The following is a 25,366-nucleotide window of genomic DNA, read 5'->3' as shown; positions in this document are numbered from 1 at the left end:
AAAGGTGACAAATCATTAAAAAAGCCCAAGTACTATGAGTTGGGCTTTGGTTAAAAAATAAAACTATGATTTATATTAGATAAAAAATACCTTTCACATAAGCTGTATTATGTTAATTTTAGGAAATCTTAATTTTTCAATGTGAACCGTATCGAATTATTCTGTGTAATTGATAATTTCTTTATTTGCTTATCCGATTTAGGGAGTCTGTATGAATATCAAGATTAGTAGACTAAATAATCTAGTTAGAAAACTTATAGTCATATTAAGCTCTCTTATATTTGTTACTACGATAATTTTTATAGCAGTCAATGTATTACTAGGTATTGCAGTAGATTCAGGACTTATTGGTGCATATACAAATTTACTTGTTTTTAACGCGACTCTTTTTACACCGATAGCAGCATACTTTTTCTATGATAATTGGAAAGATCAGCGAACATATGAAAATACATTTTCATTTGCAAATGCTACATACCTCTACCTCCTAGAGTTAGATATAAGTTTAAAAGAATTAAATCAATACTTTAAGCTAATATCTTTTAAAGAACAAAACTCAAATTCTAGTTATTCTTCAGAAATATATAAAAATTTTAACGCATCTGAGTTATTACCTCTCATGGTTAAATGTTCAAAATTAAGTTATACCGTTCTTGTGCATATTGAAAGATTAGAGCATGAAATGGAGTTAGAAAAATTTAGCAACTGGCATTCGGATTTATTATTTTGCAGTAACATTCCTAGCAACATTGTTATTACGGATCAGACAAAAAGAAATAATTGTTTGCAGAAATATAAATCTATTCAGAATTCAACAGAAGATATAAAAAATGAATTGAATAGAATAATTTCAAACTTAGATAAAAAATCTCCTACTCCATAACGGAAATAGCTGAAAGCATAATCGTAATTTTGTGACTTGGATTTAGATTTAATAAGCTAATAAAATTATGAATAATGGTTCATTTAACATAATGGGCGTTACCTGAAACCATATTTAAAAAATTATTAAAATCATAGTGTTAAGAATTTTTATCTACTATAAAGAAAGCAAAATTCCGATTTTGACGCAAGTCGGATTTTTTATGAGCAGATTTGATAGTTCTCGCCAATTATTTTGACTACAAATCACTCTGTACAACTTGAGCGAGACATAACTCGGTTTAGCATATAATTTCTTTTTCGAATTCAAAATTAAAATAAAAGCTAATTTTTATTACAACAGATATTCTTGTAGTTCTTTTTCAATCGTCTCGCTAATCAACGTTGAATAGTCACTATCCTTAGTATCTAAATGACGCATTAACCACACCTCTTGTTTTAAAGTTTGCTCAGGTAGTTTGGGTACTAAACCCGAAGCCTTTGCAACAAAACAAGGCAGGGCTGTAATTCCTTGTCCTTCAATGACTGCTCGTAGTTGCGAGTGCATGTTATCAAAAGATAAAGCAGGGGCTGTATCTTGGGTGAGTTCACGCATCCATTGTGCTAAGAACGTATATTGAAGGCTTCTGTCCCAACCGATTATACGATGATTCAGTAAATCATCAGCCGTTTCAGCATGCTCTTTGAAACTGGCAAGATAATCCTTACTACCATAAAGTCCATATTCCAGTTGGCCAAGTCGCCGAATAATGTAACGCCCACTTTCTGGTCGAACAAGTCGGAGAATAATGTCAGCTTCCCGTCGGGAAAAATCAACAGGAACGACACTCGTTGAGATTTCTAATTGTAAATCTGGATGCTTCAGTTGCAATGCTGTTAGCTTTGACTGAAGCAACTGTTGTCCGATTAATTCAGGTAAAGCAATGCGGAACAATGATTGTTGCCCTTGATCGTTGTACCGTTCCATCGCTATTAAATGCTCTTCTGCTTTTTCAGCCAAAGCAAAAAAATGTTTTCCAACGTGGGTGAGTGTATAGCCATCACTATCTCGAGAAAAAAGAATCGCATTGAGACTTTTTTCTAGTTCAACAGCTCTGCGATGTACGGTAGAAACACTAATACCAAGCAATTTTGCACTGCGGCTTAATCCGCCAGTTCGCCCAATAGCTAACAAAATTTTAGTATCGTCCCAGTTCATACCTTTCCATATTTAGAAAATGCGTTTGCAATAAAAACTATAGTATCCCCGCTGTCTAGATTTATACAATTCAAATAACTACTACAAAGAATCAAAATTCATTATATGAGGCGACTATAAACCTTTTAGAGCTGCGACATGCATTGCTGCAATTAAATAAGATTTTCTGGTTATGGCAGGAGCTATTTCTGAGATCACAATATTAACAACAGAGGAGTTCTGCCATGACGACCATTTATGTAGTTGATGCATTTACCACTAAACCAAATACAGGAAATCGAGCAGGGGTTGTTCTAGATGCGGACCATCTTACGACTCAAGAGATGCAAAATATTGCTGCATTTGCAGGGTATTCAGAAACTGCCTTTGTTTTATCCCCAAAAGATCAAAGCCATGACATACATGTTCGATATTTTACCCCTACACATGAAGTCCCGATCTGTGGACATGCGACGATCGCTACTCATTTTTTACGTGCAACTACAGGCCACCAATCAGACTATCCATTAATCGCAAAAACAGGAGCTGGTCATTTACCCGTTTCAATATTTGGAAGTCCAGAAGCGTTATTGGTGAAAATGACTCAAGGTCGCGTAGAGTTTTTACGACCTTTTAATACGAGTCAACGGAGTGAACTTGCAAGCGCACTGGGTGTGAGTGAAAGTGATTTTTCGGATTTACCAATACAAGTTGTCACGACGGGGCATTCCAAGGTGATGGTGCCCATGCTGAGCAGAAGTACTCTTGATGGATTAACTCCGAACAATGAAAAATTGAAAGCTATGAGTGCTGAAATAGGCTGCAATGGTTTTTTTCCATTCGTCTTGGAAGGTAGTAAGCAAGAGCCTGTTACTTATGGGCGAATGTTCGCACCTGCAATCGGTATAAATGAAGATCCGGTAACTGGTAATGCAAATGGTCCAGCGGGGGCGTACCTTGTTCATCATGATTTAATCGAATGTGACCAGAAAGTAACTTATTGGGGATATCAAGGTCTCGCAATGGAAAAACCGGGGCGAGTTTTAGTAACAGTTGAGAAAACAGATTCAATATTACACGTCAGTATTGCAGGGCAAGCGGTTCTAGTTGGCTCAGTTTTTTACTCTGGAATAGGTTGATTATATTTGAGAAATCATGACTTCTTGCGTGTTCTAGAGAACTTCTTCTCTTTACAGCAGCGAGTTGAAAAAGCTGTATTTGGTTATTTGGATCTAGTTTAAGAATCTATAAGCATGAGCATATAACTGTCAAAAGCTCTTTAATGAAAAGCACCTTCCAAACTCAAGATTTGAAAGGTGCTTTTATAAGGATTATATCTTTACGAACGAATTAGACAGTCGGTAAAGCATTTAAAAGTTGGTCAGTTAACTGGTTAACCGATGTGAAAGAAATCGTGTTAATTAAACTGCCACCAGTTGGGTCAGGTTCGCCCACAGCAATACCTTCATTCGAACCTACCGAGCCGAGGATATTTCCTAAAATAGTATCTATGCCAAGGCTATTGTCGTCAGAGCTGCCATTGTCGATAGAAATTATTCCATCTAGACCACCCAAGAAACCACCGTCTCCACTGTCAACACCACCAATAATCGTAGTGATTGACCCTAATAAGCCACCGTTTTCAGTCACAAGGTCATCACCTACAATATGCTGAATAATAGTAGAAGCCGTTGAACCATTAGTAAGTAGTGTATTAATTACACCAGTGAATGAACCACTCGCCCCCTCAAGGTCAACGCCTGCAAGGTCAGAAATAACCTCAAGCGTACCGTTAACACTATCGCGTGAAGTCTCGAAAAGTAGTTTTCCAAGGTCAGCAAAATCACCTACAGGATGTTCTGCATCTGGGAATACATCAATAATTGTGTCGGCAATCGTATCAATACCTGTGTTAATAAAACCTGTTTTTAGGCTCTCTAAATTTTGTAGAACGTCGATACCGCTTTGAATAATACCTGTAATTGGATTATCGCCTAGATCACCACCAATACCACCGATAATGCCAGTAATCGGACCTAAGATATCGCCTGTACCTTCACCGCCAATAAATGAGAAAGAGTTACCTAATACATTAATTGGAGTGGTGATAGGAGCAGTAACATCAACATCATCGCCATTACCGTTGCCAATACCATAATTATGTTCACCGTTACCTGATGCAATGCCATTTAATAGCCCATCACCAGAGCCGTTGCCTGAGTCGCCAGAACCAATCACACCATCTGAAGTATTGCCGTTATTGGTTGTGTCATTGTCATTGACTGTATTTGAAGTGGTTGTCGGTGAAATATTGATAGAGTCTGTCGAAGAGCCACCTATACCTGATAAAGCATTACCTAAAATGTTCAAGCTACCAGTAAATGGAATTGTAAAGTCTGCGTCGTCACCATTACCGTTGCCAATACCATAGTTATGTTCGCCATTACCAGACGCTGCACCGTTGAGTAAACCATCGCCAGAGCCATTACCAGAATCGCCAATGAGGCCGCCCGAATTAGCATTATCAATGGTGTCATTATCATTGACTGTGTTAGTCGTTGTGGTTGGTGCAATATTTACCGAGTCACTAGATGAGTTGCCAAAGCCTGAAATCGAGTTTCCAGAAAAGTTGAGTACGCCAGTTAGTGGGAATGTGAAGTCTGCATCGTCACCGTTTCCGTTACCAATACCGTAGTTATGTTCGCCATTGCCAGAAGCAGCGCCATTGAGTAAGCCGTCACCAGAACCGTTTCCAGAACTTCCGCCTACAAGTGCACCACCATCATTGCCATTATCAGTTATGTCATTGTCATTAACCGTGTTGGTGCTTGTGGTTGGAGCAGTATTAATTGAACTAGAAGATGAATTACCAATGAGCGAGAAAGAGTTACCTGAGAAATTCAAAACACCAGTAATTGGGGCAGTGATATCCGCATCATCACCGTTGCCATTGCCAATACCGAAGTTTTGTTCACCGTTGCCAGAAGCTGCACCGTTTAATAGTCCATCTCCAGCACCATTTCCTGAGCCACCGCCAATTCCGCCACTGTTGCCATTATCCGTCACGTCATTGTCATTAACCGTATTTGAAGTCGTTGTTGGGGCTGTGTTGACTGAACTTGATGAAGAGTCACCAATCAAAGTAAATGAATTCCCAGATAAGTTCAGAACACCAGTAATTGGGGCAGTAATATCAACATCATCGCCGTTACCATTGCCAATACCGTAGTTGTGCTCACCATTACCTGAAGCTGGGCCATTTCCGGCCCCATCACCTGAACCATTGCCGGAGCTGTCAAGCGCACTCACGCCACTATCACCATTACCGTTATCAGTGGTGTCATTGTCATTAACTGTATTTGACGTGGTAGTTGGTGAGGTATTCACTGAACTCGCAGATGAGTTGCCAATTAAAGTAATTGAATTACCAGAAAGGTTGAGGGGAATAGTAATTGGTGCGGTAATGCTTGCATCATCAGCAATACCATTTCCGATTCCGTAATTATGTTCTCCGTTTCCAGAAGCAATTCCATTGAGCAGGCCATCACCAGAACCATTGCCTGCACCCGAGCCATTACCGTTATCAGTGGTGTCGTTGTCATTGACTGTATTTGATGTATTGGTCGAAGAGTTGTTGACCGAGCTTGAGGATGAATCACCAATTAAAGTGATTGAGTTGCCCGCAAGGTTAATTGGAATTGAAAGTGGGGCAGTAATGCTTGCGTCATCAGCAATGCCATTACCAATCCCAAAATTTTGTTCGCCGTTACCTGAAGCGATGCCATTTAATAGGCCATCGCCAGAGCCATTGCCTGCACCGCCACCAACTGTAGAGCCATTACCGTTAATAGTAGTGTCGTTGTCGTTCACATTATTTGAAGTCGTTGTTGGAGAGTTGTTGACTGAGCTTGAAGATGAGTTGCCTATGAGTGTAATTGAATTACCAGAAAGGTTGAGAGGAATAGTAATTGGGGCAGTAATACTGGCGTCATCACCAATTCCATTTCCAATACCGTAGTTATGTTCTCCATTACCTGAGGCTGCACCATTTAATAGCCCATCGCCAGAGCCATTACCTAAATTATTGCTTGTGTTACTATTTTCAGGAAGTGGGATAATATTAGTAATCGAAGATAAAATACTTTTAATAAACATAATCTATTTCCATGTGATTTGTTTGAGATGTTTTTATTACTATTGTTTTATTATGTGCGTTAAGCCACATAATTGAGAAAGAGTATTTAATTTTTTGCTATTTGAAGTCAAGTTGTGTAATAGGTCACTGCTAATACCGAAAAATTTTAAATATATTCAAAATCAACTAAATAAAAAATACGATTATTTTTGATAACATTTTTAAACACAAAAGAGAGTTGAGTAAATAAAAATATTTTAAGAATAAAATAATATATTTATTTTTAAAATATGGGGTAGATAATATTTATCTTATTGAAATAAAATAAATTTACTATGTATTGGAATTTTAATTTTTTATAAATTATTGTTTTTTATATAGGTTTTATATTTAGTGTTTAATTTAATAATATTAATTCAAATAATTTTAATGACTTAAATAATAGGGCTGGGCTTTGTAATAGTTTTAATTAATTATCTTTTTTAATTTGTAAAATAAACGTATTGATAGGAGCTGTTGTAATAATAATTTGGTATATCTACGCCGTCGGCTGAGATTTCCTTCGTTTAAAAGCTAAATTGGGTCAGCCGACACCCTAATTTAAAGTATTAAAAAAATCTTTTTTAAAACAAGAGAATTTCTATATTTATAAAATATTCTTATATTTATATTATTTATTTTTAAAATAATAAAATATATTTTAATAGTTTGAATGTTAATCTGAATTTATTGAAATTAAATAATTTTAATAATAAAAAAGCCACTCGAGTAGAGCGGCTCTTTTGATTTGATAAGTTAAACTTACCAGCTTAACGCACCACCAGTTTGGTAGTCAGTTACGCGAGTTTCGAAGAAGTTCTTCTCTTTACGTAAGTCCATCATCTCAGACATCCACGCAAATGGATTCGTTACACCAGCAAATTGCTCTGGTAAACCTAACTGAGATAAACGACGGTTACAGATGAATTTCAAATATTCTTCCATCATGCTTGCGTTCATACCCAATACACCGCGTGGCATTGTGTCACGTGCATATTCGATTTCAAGCATCGTACCTTCAACAATCATTTGAACCACTTCTTGTTGGAACTCAGCAGTCCAAAGGTGAGGGTTCTCAATCTTGATTTGGTTAATCATGTCGATACCAAAGTTCAAGTGCATAGATTCATCACGCAAGATGTATTGGAACTGCTCAGCAACACCGTTCATCTTGTTACGACGACCCATACTCAAAATTTGAGTAAAGCCACAGTAGAAGAAGATCCCTTCAAGTACACAGTAGAATGCGATCAAGTTACGAAGTAAGCGTTGGTCGTTTTCAGGCGTACCTGTGTGGAAATTAGGATCAGTTAAAGATTGAGTATATTTCAAGCCCCAAGCTGCTTTACGTGCAACAGATGGAACTTCACGGTACATGTTGAAGACTTCGCCTTCGTCCATACCTAAAGATTCGATACAGTATTGGTAAGCGTGAGTGTGAATTGCTTCTTCAAACGCTTGACGCAAGATGTACTGACGGCATTCAGGGTTAGTAATGTGACGGTAAATCGCCAATACCAAGTTGTTTGCAACCAAAGAGTCAGCAGTCGAGAAGAAACCTAAAGAACGCATAACAATGGTACGTTCGTCTTCAGTTAAGCCATTTTCAGACTTCCAAAGCGCGATGTCATGGTTCATGTTAACTTCTTGAGGCATCCAGTGGTTTGCACACCCGTCAAGATATTTCTGCCAAGCCCACTCATATTTAAATGGTACAAGTTGGTTCAAGTCCGCACGACAGTTAATCATGGCTTTGTCGTCAACTTGAACACGTTGAGCACCCATTTCTAGCTCTTCAAGGCCAGGGGCAACGTCTAAATGTTCTAAGGCTTGAGCGGCTCTAGCCACTGTATCGGAGGCAACTGTTGGTCGCACGGAATGGGTTCCAGCGGATTGTGGAGCTGCCACGCTCGGCGATGATGGCTGCGCAGTAGATACATTCTGCGAATCTGACGCTTTTTCCGATTGGACGGGCGCAGACTTGTGTTCAGGTGTAGTCGGTTTTTGCGAATCATCTTCAAAATCGTCCCAACTAAGGATAGACATTTTTGTTCTCTCTTCGTTGTATATATCTATATTTGACATCTCTTAAACGAAGATGTCCCTACTATACGCTTTTAATGTGTAAACAAAATTAAGTTTTATTGATGCATGACCAAATTTTGGGCCTTTGGTCTCTACTCCCTACAACTTATTTTGTTTACGCTGCTGCTTACGTATTGTGATAAATGCGTAAACCATCGGCATATAAAAGAAAATAAAGGCAAAGATTAAAACTCCAACACCAAGCATATAGTTATGGCTGAGATGAGAAAGCATAATCTTTACCTCTTTTAAGATTGCTCTTTAGTGAAAAAGAGCAACCTTATTGAATGTTATTGGCAAGCTTCACAATCAGGGTTATCGATTGAACAAGCCATTGGTACAGGAGCTGCTTGAGTAAAGCCTTCTTCTTCAACTGCTGCTTCTGGTTTCTTCGCTTCTACAACAGGGGCAGCAACCGCCGCTGCTTCAACAGTCGCAGGTTTAACTGCGTTTAAAGCACCTGTGTTGATTGTAGATTTTTCAGCAGAAGTTGCACCTAAAGCTCGGAGGTAATAAGTCGTCTTAAGACCACGTAACCATGCCATCTTGTAAGTGATGTCAAGTTTCTTACCATTTGCACCAGAGATGTAAAGGTTAAGCGACTGAGCTTGATCAATCCATTTTTGACGACGTGATGCAGCATCAACGATCCAACGTGTATCTACTTCAAACGCAGTAGCAAAGATTGCTTTTAATTCTTCAGGAATACGAGCAATTTTTTGTACTGAACCTTCAAAGTGTTTAAGGTCGTTAACCATTACTGTGTCCCAAAGACCGCGTTCTTTTAATGCACGAACAAGGTATGGGTTAATAACAGTGAACTCACCAGACAAGTTAGATTTCACATATAAGTTTTGGAATGTTGGCTCAATAGACTGAGAAACACCACAAATATTAGAGATGGTTGCAGTTGGAGCAATCGCCATCACGTTTGAGTTACGCATACCGTCTTTTTGAACTTTGGCACGTAAAGTGTCCCAGTCTAAACGTTGAGTACGGTCAACTTCGAACATGCGCTCTGGACGAGATTTCGCAACAATTTCTAAAGAGTCGATTGGAAGGATACCTTGATCCCACAATGAACCTTTGAATGTTGAGTAAGCACCACGTTCAACAGCCAAGTTGCTTGAAGTTTCAATTGCGTAGTAGCTAATTACTTCCATTGATTCATCTGCAAAATCAACAGCAGCGTCTGAACCGTAAGCAATACCCATTTCATATAGAGCATCTTGGAAGCCCATGATACCCATACCCACAGGGCGGTGTTTCAAGTTAGAGTTTTTCGCTTGTGGTACAGCGTAGTAGTTAATGTCGATTACGTTATCGAGCATACGTACTGCTGTTTTAATAGTGCGAGCTAACTTCTCACGGTCTAACACACCACCTTGAACGTGTTGTACAAGGTTGATCGAACCCAAGTTACATACTGCAATTTCGTCTTGATTTGTGTTCAAGGTAATTTCAGTACATAGGTTAGATGAGTGAACTACACCAACGTGTTGTTGTGGTGAACGTAAGTTACATACATCTTTGAATGTGATCCACGGGTGACCAGTTTCAAACAACATAGAAAGCATTTTGCGCCATAAGTCTTTAGCACGTACTTTCTTGTGTAGCATGTTAGTTTCTTTCGCTACAGACTCATAGTAAGCATAACGCTCAGCAAATTCAGCACCAGTTAAGTCGTGCAAGTCTGGAGTTTCAGAAGGAGTAAATAATGTCCATTCACCATCTTCAAATACACGTTGCATAAACAAGTCTGGAACCCAGTTCGCAGTGTTCATGTCGTGAGTACGGCGACGGTCATCACCCGTATTTTTACGAAGCTCTAAGAACTCTTCGATGTCTAAGTGCCAAGTTTCTAAGTATGCACACACAGCACCTTTACGCTTACCACCTTGGTTTACCGCAACAGCTGTATCGTTCGCAACTTTCAAGAATGGAACAACACCCTGAGACTTACCGTTTGTACCTTTAATATAAGAGTTCAAGGCACGAACAGGTGTCCAGTCATTACCTAAACCACCAGCCCATTTAGACAGCATCGCGTTGTCACGCATTGCGCCATAAATGTCATAAAGGTCATCGCCAATTGTTGTTAAGTAACAACTTGAAAGCTGCGGACGTAATGTACCTGAGTTAAACAGGGTAGGCGTAGAAGCCATATAGTCGAAGCTAGACAATAAGTTATAGAACTCAATTGCACGCTCTTCTTTATCTTGCTCATTGAGTGCAAGACCCATCGACACACGCATAAAGAATAATTGTGGTAATTCGAAGCGAACGCCGTTTGAGTGAATGAAGTAACGGTCAAATAAAGTCTGTAAACCTAAATAGGTGAACTGATTAGAACGTTCTGGCTGAATTGCTGCTGATAATTTTTCTAAGTCGAAGTCAAGCAAGTCAGGTGAAAGCAAATCAAGCTCAACACCTTTTTTCAAGAATGCTTCAAGTGCATTGTTTTCAGGTGTATCTGTTGATAAGCCTAAGAAGGTTAAACCAGTGCTCACTAATTCGTTACAAAGCAAACGTGCAGTCACGTAAGTGTAGTTAGGTTCTTGTTCAATACGGGTACGTGTTGCCATCATCATTGTAGTGGCAATATCATTTTCTTTTACGCCGTTATATAAGTTTTTAACGGTTTCATCGACAATGGCTTGAACGTCAATACCTTCCAAACCTTCAGCTGCCTTAGAAACTGTTGCTTGCAATGCACTTAAATCAAGTGGCTGAAGCTGACCGTTTTTGTCGGTAACTTGTAAAGTAGGGTGGTGGTTTGAGTTCGTTTGCTGACGAGCGCTAGCACGTTGTTCACGGTAAATCACATAAGCGCGGGCAACTTTTTGTTCCCCAGTACGCATTAAAGCAAGTTCTACTTGATCTTGAATTTCTTCAATATGGATCGTACCGCCCGATGGTAAACGGCGAGTAAAAGTATTTAAGACCATTTCCGTCAACTGGGTAATACGGTCATGAATACGGCTAGAATCCGAACTCTGTTGACCTTCCACAGCAAGAAAAGCTTTACCAATCGCAACTGAAATTTTCTCTGCATCAAATGCAGCAACATCTCCAGTGCGCTTAATCACCTGAATTTGACCGGGAGTCGAAGTAATTACGCTCATGCCAGCATAGCTCCATTGTCACTTTTGTTATGTTCATAGACCGTTTGAACCGAGCAAAAAACATGCCACGATATTTGAGGGATAAACACAAGACTTAGTAGTTAAAGTTTATTTTCAACACAAGATACGGGATTTTTCATAGCAGATCAATCTTGACTTTTTAGTAATTTTTTATCTGTATGATTTGATGGGAGATAGCATAGCAAAGCTGTTAAAAAACACTTATAGATAACTTTGTGGATAACTCAAAAAACAAACACTTAAATAAATTTAAACTAAACAGAGAAATAATTTGTTTAATATTCATACATTGGAAATATGAATAGAATATGAAATTTAATAACAATAAATAAATCTTAAAAACACGTGAAAATTCAAAGGCTAATAAAATGCAACAAAATACGATGGTCATGTATCAGTTTGGTGAACGCCTACTTGTTTACAATGTAAACGTGTGTATATTGCAAATGATAAACGAATGTATCTGCAAGATTTTTAAGATACATGAAACGAGATTTATAGGGGCAATGATATGAGCCAAGAAGAAAAGTTACCAAAGATTCTGATCGTTGAAGATGACGAACGCTTAGCACGTTTAACTCAAGAATATTTAATTCGCAACGGTTTGGAAGTTGGTGTAGAAACTGATGGTAACCGTGCAATTCGTCGTATTATTAGTGAACAACCAGATCTAGTGGTCTTGGATGTCATGTTGCCGGGTGCCGATGGCTTAACAGTTTGCCGTGAAGTTCGTCCACATTACCATCAACCGATTCTGATGTTGACTGCACGTACAGAAGATATGGATCAGGTACTTGGATTAGAAATGGGCGCAGATGACTATGTTGCTAAACCAGTTCAACCACGTGTTCTTTTAGCGCGTATCCGTGCACTCTTACGTCGCACAGACAAAACTGTAGAAGATGAAGTTGCACAGCGTATCGAGTTTGATGACCTTGTAATTGATAATGGCGGTCGTTCTGTAACGCTAAATGGTGAACTTGTTGACTTCACTAGCGCAGAATATGACCTATTATGGTTGCTTGCATCAAATGCTGGTCGTATCTTATCGCGTGAAGATATCTTCGAACGTTTACGTGGTATCGAATACGATGGTCAGGACCGTTCAATCGATGTCCGTATTTCACGTATTCGTCCAAAAATTGGCGATGATCCTGAAAATCCAAAGCGTATTAAAACAGTACGTAGTAAAGGTTACTTGTTCGTTAAAGAAACCAACGGGTTATAAGGTCGGAATAAACTTCCTATAAGGTTGATCGAGTGTTTAAACACAGTATATTCCTGCGAATTTATGCGGGACTGGTAATTCTTGTTGTTTTGGTTGCTGTATTTGGTTATTTGCTTGTACAAATCATCAATTATCAAAGGGCACAAGAATACCGAGAATCTTTAACTGATGGTATTTCTTATGTCATTAGTGAAGGGGTGGCTCGACAACCGGGGAAGCAACAGAAAATAGACTGGGTTTCAGACGCATCAGATTTATTGGAACTTCCAATTTACTACACTGATGCAAGCAAGGTTGAGTTATCTCGTACCGAGAAAAAACGAATCGAAGCTCAAAAGTCTGTTGTCCGTTACGATGCCAGTAATAGTATTGCGTATATCATTATTGGCTTGCGTGACGACCCACAGCATTATCTATCTATAAAAGTCGACAAGATTAGTGAGCGCCAAATGAAGGCTCTCCCTATTTTTGTACTTGATTATCTAATGTTTTATCCAGGGCAAGAACAAGAATATCTTGCCAAGATTCAAAAACATTTCTCTTATCCAATTAATATCTACAATATTCAAGACGTTAATCTGGACTCTGAGCAAATTGGTCGTTTACGCCAAGATCAAAGCGTCATGTTGTACAAAGACAGTGCAACAGTTCGCGGTACAACCATTTCAATCGTCTCACCAATACCGAATCATCCTACACAGGTCCTCGTGCTTGGACCGGTGCCGATGTTTAACTGGATGCCTTTGCAGCTTTCAGCAGGGATTACCTTATTTAGCTTATTCTTGCTGAGTCTAGGTGTTTATGGGTTGATCTTGCCGCTAGAGCGCAAAATTCGCCAAGTACGTTATGCATTAAACCGCATGAAGTCTGGTGATTTGTCATTGCGTGTTCCTATTGAAGGAAGTGACGAAATGGCAAACTTGGCATCAAGTTATAACAACATGTCTGATCATATTCAGCGTTTAATTGAGGCTCAGCGTGAGTTAATGAGAGCTGTATCTCATGAGCTTAGAACGCCTGTGGCTCGTATTCGCTTTGGTACAGAAATGTTAGCTGAAGAAGATGATTACAATCATCGTATGCATCAGGTCGATATGATTGATAAAGATATTGAAGCACTCAATACTTTAATTGATGAAATCATGACTTATGCAAAACTAGAGCAGGGTACGCCTTCACTAGATTTCGATGAAATTACTTTATTTGATGTGTTGGATCAGGTTGCTGTAGAAACTGAAGCTTTAAAAACGCAAAAAGAAATTGAACTGGTTGCTCCTCCACTTTATGTAAAAGTAGATGCAGAGCGTCGTTATTTACATCGTGTTGTTCAAAACTTAGTAGGTAACGCGGTTCGTTATTGCGATAATAAAGTTCGAATTACCGGTGGTATCCATAGTGATGGCATGGCCTTTGTGTGTGTTGAAGATGATGGTGCTGGTATTCCTGAACAAGACCGTCAAAGAGTATTTGAAGCTTTTGCGCGACTAGATGATAGCCGTACTCGTGCGTCGGGTGGTTATGGTTTAGGATTGTCTATTGTAAGTCGTATTGCGTATTGGTTTGGTGGTGAAATTAAAGTGGATGAAAGCCCAACCTTGGGTGGCGCCCGCTTTATCATGACATGGCCAGCAAAACGCTTTAAACAGCCTCCTTTAAAAGCCAATAAAAAAGCACCTTCATAAGGTGCTTTTTTATTGATCTATTTATAGTTGAGTCGCATCTGGTTCCAAAATAGGTTTTCCGCTTCTTAAGCTGGTTAACGCATCGGAATTAAAATCGATCAGTAACGAATTATTTTTTGCATCAATCTGGTATTTTTGAATAAGAGGTTGATCTCCATTAATTGTTTCTATTTTATATTCATCAGCAATGTGCAAAATACCTTCTAGGTTTGTTGTCGTTGACGCAAAATCCTGTCTAAATATTTCATAGACATCCCGCAAGTCAAAAATTGCATTGTTGGCATCTGGATGTTTGTGAATATAGCTTTCTATATGTCGCACAAGTAGCTGTGCAAACAAGTAGTAATTTGGTTTGTGCGTATATTCTAGAGTCATGCATTTTTCTCCTTATTATCTGTTATTAGCATACATGGCAAAACACGGGTTATTGTATAAAATTCATTACACTAGATGATGAAATGAAAAAATTATAAAGAGATAAACACTCGATTACGTCCTTGGCGTTTTGCTTGATATAAAGCGTCATCTGCTTCTTTAAACAAACTCTCAATCGCTCGATGGGTCGATGGGGAATATAAACTTATACCAATACTCACCTGTATGAAAATAGGTAATTTCCCATAAATATAAATAGGTTGCTGGCTAATTTTAATTCGGATTTGTTCTGCCAGTTCAAAAGCACTTTCCTTGCTGGTATCTGCAATAAAAATAGCAAATTCTTCACCGCCTAAGCGGCCTAGTAAATCATGAGGATGCAAAATATTTTGTATCGTGGTGACACAAGTCTGTAGCGCCCGATCACCGATTTGATGGCCATAGTTGTCGTTAACTTGTTTGAAATGGTCGACATCCAACATGAAAAAAGCTGAGGTCTTATTTTCTTTTTGTACTTTTTCTTGAAGTAATCTGACCGACTGTAAAAACTGGCGTCGAGTGAGGCTAGATGTTAGTTCATCATGTGCAATGGCATGTTGAAGCTTTTGAATTAACTCTGAATGCAAAACACTAATACTCGAAACTGTCAGAGGGGCAATCGTCATCATGATTAATCCTATACGGATTGAAATCGTATTGCTGAAATAGTCGTTCGGATAGAGTAAAAGGTAATGTCCGGAAACATGATAAATAATGTAGGCGCTGGTGAGGCTCGTAATGAGTGCAACAACAATAGGTTTATAGCGAATGGCGCACCAGATGAGCGCAGCAATGGGGTAGAGTAGCGAACCGGGACCCGAGTCGTAATAGCTAGCAGCAATCGAAATGAGCACAGCTCCAAAAGGTAAAAGGTCGGTTGCCTGTAATCCTCGACTTCTCGAAAAGTAATGCTTTACCTGACTATACTGAGGTAGGTTCAATATGATGGGTAGAAGAAGCAAGGCATTTTGCAGTTCAGAAGTGAACCAATAACCGAATTCATCCAACAAACCACCCAGCATAAATTTAGTATTAAACATAGGCACGAAAGTTGCTGCAAACAATGCACCTACTACGCTACCTATTCCGCATAATCCAAATAAAAAAAGGTAGGAATAACCGCGATAGGCCGCCTTAATATGTTGATTAAAAAACATATAGAGCGCAAACGTAGTAACAACATAAAGAAAATTTGAAGTTGTTAAAACAAGTGTGAGAGCAAATGGCGTGCCTTGAAATAAGTCAGCAATCACATATCCTATATAGGCACCTAAAAATGCGCTTGGTCGGCGTGTGATTGGGAAGCGAATGAGCAAGCCAAGTAAAACCGAGTTAGCAGGCCAAAAAAAAGCGAGAAAACTTAAAGGGCGAGATGCGATGCCAATGAAACAACATAGTGCAATAATGATGCTAAACAGGAAAAAATATTTTAAAAAGGAGAGAAATGAAAATTCACGAAGTGAGTATGGCATCAGCTGCCCTTAATGATAAATACTCTTATCTAAGAGTAATAAAATATTATGCATGATTAAACATTCATCATAATTCAGAGGAGAAGTTGAATACAATAAAAAACAAACTAATATTATAAAAAAGTAAGTTATTAAAACTTAATAGTCGATGAACTGTGTAAATATTCTAAAATTAAAAAATGAAAAAAATCATCATAAATAAAGAAACTATTAAATAAACCGATTATGTGCGGTGAAACCCCCCTTACAACACATAGATGAATAGTTTTGTTGGGAAAATCATCCGAAAGACTAAGACGCTTCAACTAGCATGGGAAATTAGAAATCAGGTACAATTGGCGGGATTAATTTTGTGTTTGGTGTATTTGAAGGCCAATACATACATTCTTTGTTAAATAAATAGGCCTGCCAGGAGTTATCCCCGCATGAGTGCCATTACTCCATACGACTGGGCGATTATCGCCTTCGTGATCGGCGTTACATTTCTTTGCGTCTTTATGCTCACAGTTCCCTTACTTCTCGGGGGAAAATCGTGGGGACGTGCTAAGCAAGAGCAGTTTGAATCAGGTGTCGTGAGTGCTGGTGGCGCTCGCATTCGCCTGTCTGCAAAGTTTTATTTAGTCGCAATTTTCTTTGTTGTCTTCGACTTAGAGGCTCTTTACCTCTATGCATGGTCTACTTCTGTGCGTGAAGTAGGGTGGTTGGGATATACCACTGTTGTGATCTTTGTCGTTGATTTATTGATTGCGCTTGTTTATGCCTTCTCTGTAGGTGCTCTAAGTTGGTCGCCAGCAGATCGCCGTAAATCAGCAGGTGAGGCGGTTAAAATCGGTTCACCAACAATGAACATTGCTGAAATTACACGCTTTAATTCTATTGAAGAGCTCGTAACTGACCCTACAGGCCAGATTCCAGCTCAATCATCAGGTCGTGTTAAGTCAAAAACTACACCTGCATTGTCATCTGAAAAGGAGTAAGTCGGGATGAAATATACTCTGACCCGCGCGAATCCGGATGCTGATCAATACCCATTGCAAGAACGTCAAATCGTGATGGATCCGCTTGAAGAGGAAGTGAATAAAAACATATTCATGACTCGTTTAGAGGATGTCTTGCATACAGCAGTAAACTGGGGACGTAAAAACTCCTTGTGGCCATTTAACTTTGGTACCTCATGTTGTTACGTCGAATATGCAACGACCTTAACAGGTGTGCATGACTTGTCACGTTTCGGTGCAGAGGTTATCCGTGCTTCACCTCGTCAGGCTGACTTGATGATTGTTGCAGGGACCTGTTTCGTAAAAATGGCACCAGTTATTCAGCGTCTTTATGAACAGATGTTAGAGCCTAAATGGGTCATTTCGATGGGTGCTTGTGCAAACTCTGGAGGTATGTACGACATCTATTCAGTAGTACAAGGTGTAGACAAAATTATTCCTGTTGACGTGTACGTCCCAGGTTGTCCGCCTCGTCCTGAAGCATTAATTCAAGCTTTAATGCTTTTACAAGACCAGATTCAATTAGAGCGACGCCCGCTTTCTGCCGTGATCGGTGATGATCTTCAGCCAGTATATAAGCCAAAGATGATGCCAGAACGTGACCGTAAGAATGCAGAGCGTATTGCCGTTAAAAACTTACGCTCTATGGATGAGATTAAATAATTTTTTGACGGTGTTTTGACATATCTAACTGATATGTTCATCGAGAAAATTGACAGAATTTGTATTAAATAGGAAGCCAAGCCAATGGCTGAAACTGACATTGCTATGCCAGAGTCAACAGCAGTTGATTCACGCCCAGCATTTGCAATCGTAGAAGAGCTCAAAACCAAATTTGGTGAGAACTTTTACGTGCAGGCGACTTTTGAAGAGTTTCCAACAGTCTGGGTTGAGCGCGCACGCGTGCAAGAAGTCCTTATGTTCCTACGTAAAGTGGAACGTCCGTATGTAATGCTATTTGACTTATCTGCGATGGATGAACGTTTACGTGTTCATCGTGATGGTTTACCAGCATCTGACTTCACTGTGTTCTATCATTTATTATCGCTTGAGCGTAATAGTGACATTCGTATCAAGGTTGCCTTGAACGAAAATGATCTTAACATTCCGACAGCGACAAATATCTGGCCAAATGCCAACTGGTATGAACGTGAAGCTTACGATATGTTCGGTATCAATTTCGAAGGGCATCCAATGCTCCGTCGTATTTTGTTGCCAACGTATTGGGAAGGTCATCCGCTTCGTAAAGAATATTCAGCACGTGCGACAGAATATACGCCGTACATGCAAGACAAAGCGAAACAAGACTTTGAACAAGAGCACTTACGTTTTGTGCCAGAAGACTGGGGTCTTAAGCGTGGTAACGCTGATGAAGACTTTATGTTCTTGAACTTGGGCCCTAACCATCCATCTGCACATGGTGCGTTCCGTGTTGTATTGCAGTTAGATGGCGAAGAAGTGAAGGACTGTGTACCTGATATCGGTTATCACCACCGTGGTGTGGAAAAGATGGCTGAACGTCAAACATGGCATTCTTTCATTCCTTATACTGACCGTGTTGACTACTTAGGTGGTTGTGCTCAAAACATGCCGTATGTGATGGCTGTCGAGCAAATGGCTGGTATTAAAGTTCCTGAACGTGCGCAAGTGATTCGTGTCATGTTGAACGAATTGTTCCGTATCAATAACCACTTATTATTCTGTGGTACGGCAATTCAGGATGCCGGTGGTATGACACCAGTATTCTATATGTTCGCAGACCGTCAAAAAGTTTACGACATTGTTGAAGCAATTACGGGTTACCGTATGCATCCAGCATGGTTCCGTATTGGCGGTACAGCACACGATCTTCCAAACAACTGGCAAAAGCTTGTTAAAGAATTGCTAGAGTGGATGCCTAAACGCTTAAACGAATACTACACAGCTGCATTGAAAAACTCTGTGTTTATTGGTCGTACGCGTAATGTTGCACAATACGATGCCAAATCTGCACTCGCATGGGGTGTAACTGGTACTGGTTTACGCGCAACAGGTATCGATTTTGACGTTCGTAAATATCGTCCATACAGTGGCTATGAAAACTTCGATTTTGATGTGCCGGTTGAGTATGAAGGCGACGCATACGCACGTGTGCTTGTTCACTTCCGTGAAATTACCGAGTCGCTAAAAATTATTCAACAGTGCTTGGATAACATGCCTTCTGGTCCATACAAAGCGGATCATCCATTGGCTGTTCCACCACCGAAAGATAAGACATTACAAGATATTGAAACCTTGATTACGCACTTCTTGAGCGTTTCATGGGGTCCTGTCATGCCAGCGGGCGAGTCATCATTTATGACTGAAGTGGTTAAAGGCGCAAGTACTTATTACTTGACTTCAGATAAAGCGACCATGAGTTATCGTACTCGTATTCGTACACCGACGTTTACTCACTTACAGCAAATGCCTTCAGTGATTAACGGAAGTTTAGTATCTGACTTAATCATTTATCTGGCGACCATTGACGTGGTTATGGCTGACGTGGATCGCTAAGAGGTAACACATAATGATGATTTTGACTGATAAAAAACCACGTGTGAATGTCGAAGGGATTTTGACTGCGGAAGAAATTCATGAAATCGAACATCACATTGGTCACTATCCATACCCTCGTGCAGCCTCTTTGGATGCATTGAAGTGTGTACAGCGCCGTAATGGTTGGGTAGATGACGCTCAAATGAATGCCATCGCACAGTTGTTGTCGATGAGTGTTGCTGATTTGGAAGGCGTTGCAACATTTTACAATCGTATCTATCGCCATCCGGTAGGTCGTCACGTAATTTTACTTTGCGACTCAATTGCTTGCTTCTTAATGGGTGCAGAAACTCTTGCTGAAGCATTCCAGCGTGAATTAGGAATTCAGTATGGTCAAACGACACCAGATGGTCGTTTTACATTGCTTCCAATTTGCTGCCTAGGCAACTGCGACAAAGGCCCAACTTTAATGATTGATGAAGATACTCACGGTTTAGTCGAAGTGACATCAATTAAACAGTTATTGGAGAAGTATGTATGAATACTGAACCAAAACCAATTTATGGCGACGGTAATCCGGAAACTCATCCGCTCACTTGGCGTTTAAGCAAACAAGAAGCGGTACGTAGTGCTGATGATTACGAAGCACTTGAAGGCTATGCTGGCTTTAAAAAAGCTTTAGGCATGAAACCTGCTGAAGTGTTAGACGTCATTAAAGCTGCAACTGTAAAAGGTCGTGGTGGTGCGGGTTTCCCAGCGGGTATTAAATGGTCATTGATGGCACCAAATGATGGTGGTCCACGTTACTTGATCTGTAATGCCGACGAAATGGAACCGGGTACCTTTAAAGACCGTTTGTTGATGGAGAAACTTCCACATCAATTGATCGAAGGGATGTTAATTGCGGGTTATACCTTAGAAGCAACTCAAGGTTATATTTTTATCCGTGGTGAATACATCGAGGCTGCTCAATATCTAAATGAAGCGTTAGAACAGATTCGTGCTAAAGGTTATTTAGGCGAAAACATCTTAGGTTCTGGCTGGAATTTTGATCTGCATGTACATACGGGTGCAGGGCGTTATATCTGTGGTGAAGAAACTGCATTGATTAACTCGCTTGAAGGCCGTCGTGCTAACCCGCGTACTAAGCCACCGTTCCCGCAAGTTGCAGGAGCATGGGGCCGTCCGACGATTGTGAACAACGTTGAAACTTATAACAACTTGCCAGCAATCATGCTTCGTGGACCAGAGTGGTATATCGGCTTGTCAGCGGGTAAATCAAAAGATCCAGGCACTAAAATTTATGGTGCATCGGGTAAAGTTAAATTCCCGGGTCTTTGGGAATTGCCATTTGGTACAACTGCACGTGAAGTAATTGAAGATCATGCAGGTGGTATGCGTGAGGGCTTAAAGCTCAAAGCATGGTTGCCAGGTGGTGCTTCAACTGACTTTTTACCAGCAGATACCATTGATTTACCAATGGATGCGGACACGATTATGAAAGCAGGTTCTCGTTTGGGAACATGTTTGTTAATGGTGGTAGACGAAACTCAATGTATGGTATCGCTCACTCGTAACTTAGAAGAGTTCTTTGCGCGTGAATCATGTGGTTTCTGTACACCGTGCCGTGATGGTTTGCCATGGGCTGTTAAAGCGCTTAAAGCACTTGAAGCAGGCGAAGGTAAGAAAGAAGATATCGACCATTTACAAGAACTAACTCGTAAATTATGGATTGGTAAAACTTTCTGTGCCCACGCACCAGGTGCGATGGAGCCGCTTATGGGCGCACTCAAACATTTCCGTGGTGAGTTTGAAGCGAAAGTGACGAATCGTCCTGTCGTGCAAACCAGCAACGTAGAACAAGCTTAAGGAATTCGACTATGGCTACAATTCATGTCGATGGAAAATCGTATGAAGTCAACGGCTCGGAAAACTTGCTACAAGCATGTTTGAGTCTGGGCATCGACATCCCATATTTTTGTTGGCATCCATCCTTAGGTTCGGTTGGTTCTTGCCGTCAATGTGCTGTTACGCAATATGCGAATCCAGAAGATACGCGTGGTCGTTTGGTCATGTCTTGCATGACACCAGCATCTGACAATACCTATATCTCAATTGAAGACAAAGAAGCAACGGATTTCCGTGCATCTATTGTTGAATTTTTGATGACCAACCACCCGCACGACTGTCCAGTTTGTGAAGAGGGTGGTCACTGTCATTTACAAGATATGACTGTAATGACAGGTCATGACCGTCGTCGCTATCGTTTTACAAAACGTACGCATTACAACCAAGAACTCGGCTCATTCATTGCACATGAAATGAACCGCTGTATTGCTTGTTACCGTTGTGTTCGTTACTACAAAGACTATGCAGGCGGTACAGATTTTGGTGTCTATGCCAATGCATCTCGTGTTTACTTTGGTCGTCCAGAATCAGGTACTTTAGAGTCTGAATTCTCTGGTAACTTGACTGAAGTATGTCCAACAGGTGTATTCACTGATAAGACTCATTCAGAGCGTTATAACCGTAAGTGGGACATGCAGTATGCACCAAGCGTGTGTCAAGGCTGTTCTTCTGGTTGTAACATTTCTCCGGGTGAACGTTATGGTGAAATCCGTCGTGTAGAAAACCGTTTTAATGGTTCGGTTAACCAGTACTTCCTTTGTGACAAAGGTCGTTTTGGCACAGGTTATGTCAACCGTGCAGACCGTCCACGTCAGCCTCAGTTCCGTAATGGCGAAACTGTTGCAACTGTTTCTGTCGATCAAGCTCTCGATCAAGCGATTGCGAAGCTTCAAGGCAAAAAAGTTTTGGGTATTGGTTCTCCTCGCGCAAGCTTGGAATCAAACTACGCATTACGTGAGCTTGTAGGTCAGGCAAACTACTCAACTGGTATTGCACAAAAAGAGCAAAAGCTTGTTGAACTTGCTGCCTCTATCATGCAAACCGAGGGTATTTATAACCCGAATATGCGTGAAATTGAAAGCTATGATGCTGTTCTGATCTTAGGTGAAGACCTGACTCAAACTGCACCTCGCATGGCCTTGTCTGTTCGCCAAGCTGCGAAAAACAAAGCACGCGAAATGGCTGCAAAAACACGTACACCAGATTGGTTGGCTGAGCCTGTACAACGTATTGGTCAAGAAGCAAAATCTCCGGTTTACATTTTAGCTGCAACTCAAACTCGTCTTGCTGACATTGCAACTGGTGAAGTGGTTGCTTCTCCAAATGACATCGCGCGTTTAGGCTTTGCAGTTGCTGCGGCAGTAAGTGGTGAAGTTGTAAGTGGTTTAGATGAAGATGCAAAAGCATTTGCTCAAACCATTGCTGACACTCTAAAAGCAGCAAACAAACCATTAATTATTGCGGGTACAAGCTTGCAAGATGCTTCTATTATGGAAGCTGCTGCACAGTTAACTCAGAACTTAGGTTCTAAAGCTGGTTTAAGTCTTGTAGTTCCTGAAGTGAACTCTATGGGCTTAGCATTGTTTGGTGGTTTAAGCCTTGAACAAGCATTTGCTCAAGACTACGACACACTGGTTATTGTTGAAAATGACTTGTTCCGTCGTTTACCTGCTGCCCAAGTAAAAGCTGCATTAGATAAAGCTGAAACAGTAATCGTGCTTGATCACAGTGAAACTGAAACTGTGAAACAGGCTGATATCGTTCTTTCAGCAGCAAGCTTTGCAGAGGGTGATGGTACTGTTGTAAGCCAAGAAGGTCGTGCACAGCGCTTCTATCAAGTTTACGATCCAAGTTACTACAAGCCTGAATATGCAATTAAAGAATCATGGCGTTGGTTACATGCCATTGAAACTGGTATTAAAGGTAAGGCTGTAGATTGGACATTGCTTGACGATGTAATTGAAAGCATCGTGAAAAATGTACCAGTACTCGAAGCTATCCAAGATGTAGCACCAGATGCGGGTTACCGTGTACATGGCTTGAAAATCGCGCGTGAACCACGTCGTTATTCAGGTCGTACAGCAATGCGTGCGCCGTTATCGGTTCATGAGCCTAAACAGCCTACCGATCCAGATTCAGCATTAACATTCTCAATGGAAGGTTATGTTGGTCCGCAAAAAGCATCATCATTAGTACCATTTGCATGGGCTCCAGGTTGGAACTCTCCACAATCTTGGAATAAATACCAAGATGAAGTCGGTGGTCACTTAAAAGGTGGTGATTCAGGTGTTCGTTTATTCGATCGCTTGGCAAAACGTCCTGCACGTAGCTATGTTGCTCCAGTGCCGGTTGTTGCAAACCCTGAAAGTTTCCGCTTAGTACCAATGCACCATATTTTTGGTTCTGGTGAATTCACGATTAAAACACCTGCAATGGAAACTCGTATTCCGGAAGCTGTGTTTGCAGTGGGCGAACAAGATGCAACTCGTTTGAACCTTCAAGAAGGTCAACGCATTACGGTAAAAGCAGGTGAAACGACTGTGAGCTTGCCGGTACAAGTAATTGAATATTTACCTACAGGTTATATTGGTTACCCAGTTGGTTTAGCACCAATGGTGTCACTAGCTGAGCCTGTTTCAGTGGCTTTAGGAGTGTAATTCATGAATCAAGAAATTATACGTCAAACGCCACTTTGGGCTGAGAACTGGCCGATTGCGTATGCTGTCGTTCAAGCAGTTGTGATTTTGCTTGTTGTTGTTTTAGTTGCGGCGTTGATGTCTTTTATTGAGCGTCGTTTACTTGCTTGGTGGCAAGACCGTTATGGTCCAAACCGTGTTGGTCCTGGTGGTATGTTCCAGATCGTTGCCGACATGCTCAAGATCATGTTCAAAGAAGACTGGACACCAAAGTTTGCTGACAAACTTACATTCCGTTTAGCACCTGCTGTTGCAATGGCAACAGCGGTTCTTTCATTCATGGTAATCCCGGTGAGTCCTTCACTGGGTGTTGCCGACATGAGTATCGGTTTATTGTTCTTCATGGCAATGGCTGGTATTGCTGTCTACGCAGTTTTATTTGGTGGCTGGGCTTCAAATAACAAATACTCATTACTTGGTGGTTTACGTTCAGCAGCTCAAACCATTTCTTATGAAGTGTTCTTGGGTATCTCGCTGATGGGTGTGGTTGCAATTGCAGGCTCATTTAACCTTCGTGAAATTGTTGAAGCACAACGCGATGTTTGGTTCGTTATTCCACAATTCTTAGGTTTCTTGATTTTTGTGGTTGCTGGTGTTGCGGTAACTCACCGTCATCCATTTGACCAACCAGAAGCAGAACAAGAATTGGCAGAAGGTTACCATGTTGAATATGGCGGTATGAAATGGGGTATGTTCTTCGTTGCTGAATATGTCAACGTAGTACTGATCTCTGCATTGATCGTGACTTTATTCTTTGGTGGCTGGTTAGCGCCATTTAATTTAGAAATTCCATTTGTTCCACCAGTATTTTGGTTTGTGATTAAAACAGCATTCTTTGTAATGATGTTTGTATTGGCACGTGGTTCTTTAATGCGTCCACGTTATGACCAAGTCATGAACTTTGGTTGGAAAATTTGTTTGCCATTGGCGTTGGTCAACTTGTTAGTGACTGGTGCTGTGATTCTGATGAATCAGGCCTAGGACAGC

At 40.4% G+C, this 25,366-nt stretch carries 19 protein-coding genes; 12 read left to right on the top strand and 7 right to left on the bottom strand.

Translation table 11 applies throughout. From position 1 onward, the window contains the following. Positions 1-211: 211 nt before the first annotated feature. Positions 212-883, top strand: a complete 672-nt coding sequence (locus tag SOI76_RS14850) for a hypothetical protein (protein ID WP_104080120.1) — start codon at positions 212-214, stop codon at positions 881-883. 333 nt (positions 884-1,216) lie between these two features. Here SOI76_RS14850 and SOI76_RS14845 read toward each other — a convergent pair whose 3' ends face one another. Further along, positions 1,217-2,080 carry a LysR family transcriptional regulator gene (locus SOI76_RS14845; protein WP_104080121.1) on the bottom strand — a complete coding sequence of 288 codons (864 nt, stop codon included), beginning with the start codon at positions 2,078-2,080 and terminating at the stop codon, positions 1,217-1,219. Positions 2,081-2,304: 224 nt separating this feature from the next. Between SOI76_RS14845 and SOI76_RS14840 the strand changes: the two genes are divergently transcribed. Further along, positions 2,305-3,198 carry a PhzF family isomerase gene (locus SOI76_RS14840; protein WP_104080122.1) on the top strand — a complete coding sequence of 298 codons (894 nt, stop codon included), beginning with the start codon at positions 2,305-2,307 and terminating at the stop codon, positions 3,196-3,198. Positions 3,199-3,409: 211 nt separating this feature from the next. Here SOI76_RS14840 and SOI76_RS14835 read toward each other — a convergent pair whose 3' ends face one another. The 4 genes from SOI76_RS14835 to nrdA form a co-directional block, all read right to left on the bottom strand. Next, the gene (locus SOI76_RS14835; RefSeq protein WP_104080123.1) at positions 3,410-6,214 is read right to left on the bottom strand and encodes a beta strand repeat-containing protein; all 2,805 of its coding nucleotides are present in this window, start codon (positions 6,212-6,214) and stop codon (positions 3,410-3,412) included. 781 nt (positions 6,215-6,995) lie between these two features. Then, positions 6,996-8,279: a ribonucleotide-diphosphate reductase subunit beta gene (locus SOI76_RS14830; RefSeq protein WP_005803276.1), complete on the bottom strand. Its 1,284-nt coding sequence runs from the start codon at positions 8,277-8,279 to the stop codon at positions 6,996-6,998. 138 nt (positions 8,280-8,417) lie between these two features. Further along, a complete protein-coding gene (locus SOI76_RS14825) occupies positions 8,418-8,552 on the bottom strand; it encodes a hypothetical protein (RefSeq protein ID WP_002120013.1) in 135 nt (44 codons plus the stop codon). 56 nt (positions 8,553-8,608) lie between these two features. Beyond that, entirely contained in the window at positions 8,609-11,443 is a 2,835-nt protein-coding gene (gene nrdA, locus SOI76_RS14820) for a ribonucleoside-diphosphate reductase subunit alpha (protein ID WP_104080124.1), read from the bottom strand. Positions 11,444-11,796: 353 nt separating this feature from the next. Here nrdA and SOI76_RS14815 point away from each other — a divergent pair, with 353 nt between their 5' ends. The 3 genes from SOI76_RS14815 to bfmS are packed head-to-tail and all read left to right on the top strand — an operon-like array spanning position 11,797 to position 14,374. Then, on the top strand, positions 11,797-11,979 hold the full coding sequence (locus SOI76_RS14815; RefSeq protein WP_032055251.1) for a hypothetical protein: 183 nt from the start codon (positions 11,797-11,799) through the stop codon (positions 11,977-11,979). Then, on the top strand, positions 11,976-12,692 hold the full coding sequence (bfmR, locus tag SOI76_RS14810; RefSeq protein ID WP_000076440.1) for a response regulator transcription factor BfmR: 717 nt from the start codon (positions 11,976-11,978) through the stop codon (positions 12,690-12,692). The genes SOI76_RS14815 and bfmR overlap by 4 nt, the downstream gene beginning before the upstream one ends. Before the next feature lie 32 nt (positions 12,693-12,724). After that, positions 12,725-14,374 (top strand): sensor histidine kinase BfmS, encoded by a 1,650-nt coding sequence (gene bfmS / locus SOI76_RS14805; RefSeq protein ID WP_057074984.1) that lies wholly within the window; start codon positions 12,725-12,727, stop codon positions 14,372-14,374. 21 nt (positions 14,375-14,395) lie between these two features. Here the strand turns inward: bfmS and SOI76_RS14800 are convergent, their stop codons facing one another. Beyond that, positions 14,396-14,749, bottom strand: coding sequence for a hypothetical protein (locus SOI76_RS14800; protein WP_016139140.1), 354 nt, complete (start codon positions 14,747-14,749; stop codon positions 14,396-14,398). Between the two features lie 92 nt (positions 14,750-14,841). After that, positions 14,842-16,260, bottom strand: a complete 1,419-nt coding sequence (locus SOI76_RS14795) for a diguanylate cyclase (RefSeq protein WP_104080125.1) — start codon at positions 16,258-16,260, stop codon at positions 14,842-14,844. Positions 16,261-16,685: 425 nt separating this feature from the next. Between SOI76_RS14795 and ndhC the strand changes: the two genes are divergently transcribed. The 7 genes from ndhC (at position 16,686) to nuoH (ending at position 25,360) form a co-directional block, all read left to right on the top strand. Continuing rightward, the gene (gene ndhC, locus SOI76_RS14790) at positions 16,686-17,237 is read left to right on the top strand and encodes an NADH-quinone oxidoreductase subunit A (protein WP_002120061.1); all 552 of its coding nucleotides are present in this window, start codon (positions 16,686-16,688) and stop codon (positions 17,235-17,237) included. Positions 17,238-17,243: 6 nt separating this feature from the next. Beyond that, complete coding sequence (nuoB, locus tag SOI76_RS14785; protein ID WP_104080126.1) at positions 17,244-17,921, top strand: NuoB/complex I 20 kDa subunit family protein; 678 nt, start codon at positions 17,244-17,246, stop codon at positions 17,919-17,921. 84 nt (positions 17,922-18,005) lie between these two features. Next, positions 18,006-19,793: an NADH-quinone oxidoreductase subunit C/D gene (nuoC, locus tag SOI76_RS14780; protein ID WP_002120052.1), complete on the top strand. Its 1,788-nt coding sequence runs from the start codon at positions 18,006-18,008 to the stop codon at positions 19,791-19,793. A 13-nt stretch (positions 19,794-19,806) separates the two neighbouring features. Next, a complete protein-coding gene (gene nuoE / locus SOI76_RS14775) occupies positions 19,807-20,316 on the top strand; it encodes an NADH-quinone oxidoreductase subunit NuoE (protein WP_002120040.1) in 510 nt (169 codons plus the stop codon). Then, positions 20,313-21,644 carry an NADH-quinone oxidoreductase subunit NuoF gene (gene nuoF, locus SOI76_RS14770; protein WP_002120030.1) on the top strand — a complete coding sequence of 444 codons (1,332 nt, stop codon included), beginning with the start codon at positions 20,313-20,315 and terminating at the stop codon, positions 21,642-21,644. Before nuoE ends, nuoF begins: the two co-directional genes overlap by 4 nt. 11 nt (positions 21,645-21,655) lie before the next feature. Then, a complete protein-coding gene (gene nuoG / locus SOI76_RS14765; protein ID WP_016142092.1) occupies positions 21,656-24,340 on the top strand; it encodes an NADH-quinone oxidoreductase subunit NuoG in 2,685 nt (894 codons plus the stop codon). 3 nt (positions 24,341-24,343) lie between these two features. After that, complete coding sequence (nuoH, locus tag SOI76_RS14760; RefSeq protein ID WP_004703499.1) at positions 24,344-25,360, top strand: NADH-quinone oxidoreductase subunit NuoH; 1,017 nt, start codon at positions 24,344-24,346, stop codon at positions 25,358-25,360. Positions 25,361-25,366 lie beyond the last annotated feature (6 nt).

It is taken from the genome of Acinetobacter pittii (assembly GCF_034064985.1).
Taxonomy (GTDB): Bacteria; Pseudomonadota; Gammaproteobacteria; order Pseudomonadales; family Moraxellaceae; genus Acinetobacter; species Acinetobacter pittii_H.
Note: the sequence above shows the minus strand (reverse complement) of the source record. Positions and strands in the feature narration are given on the sequence as shown.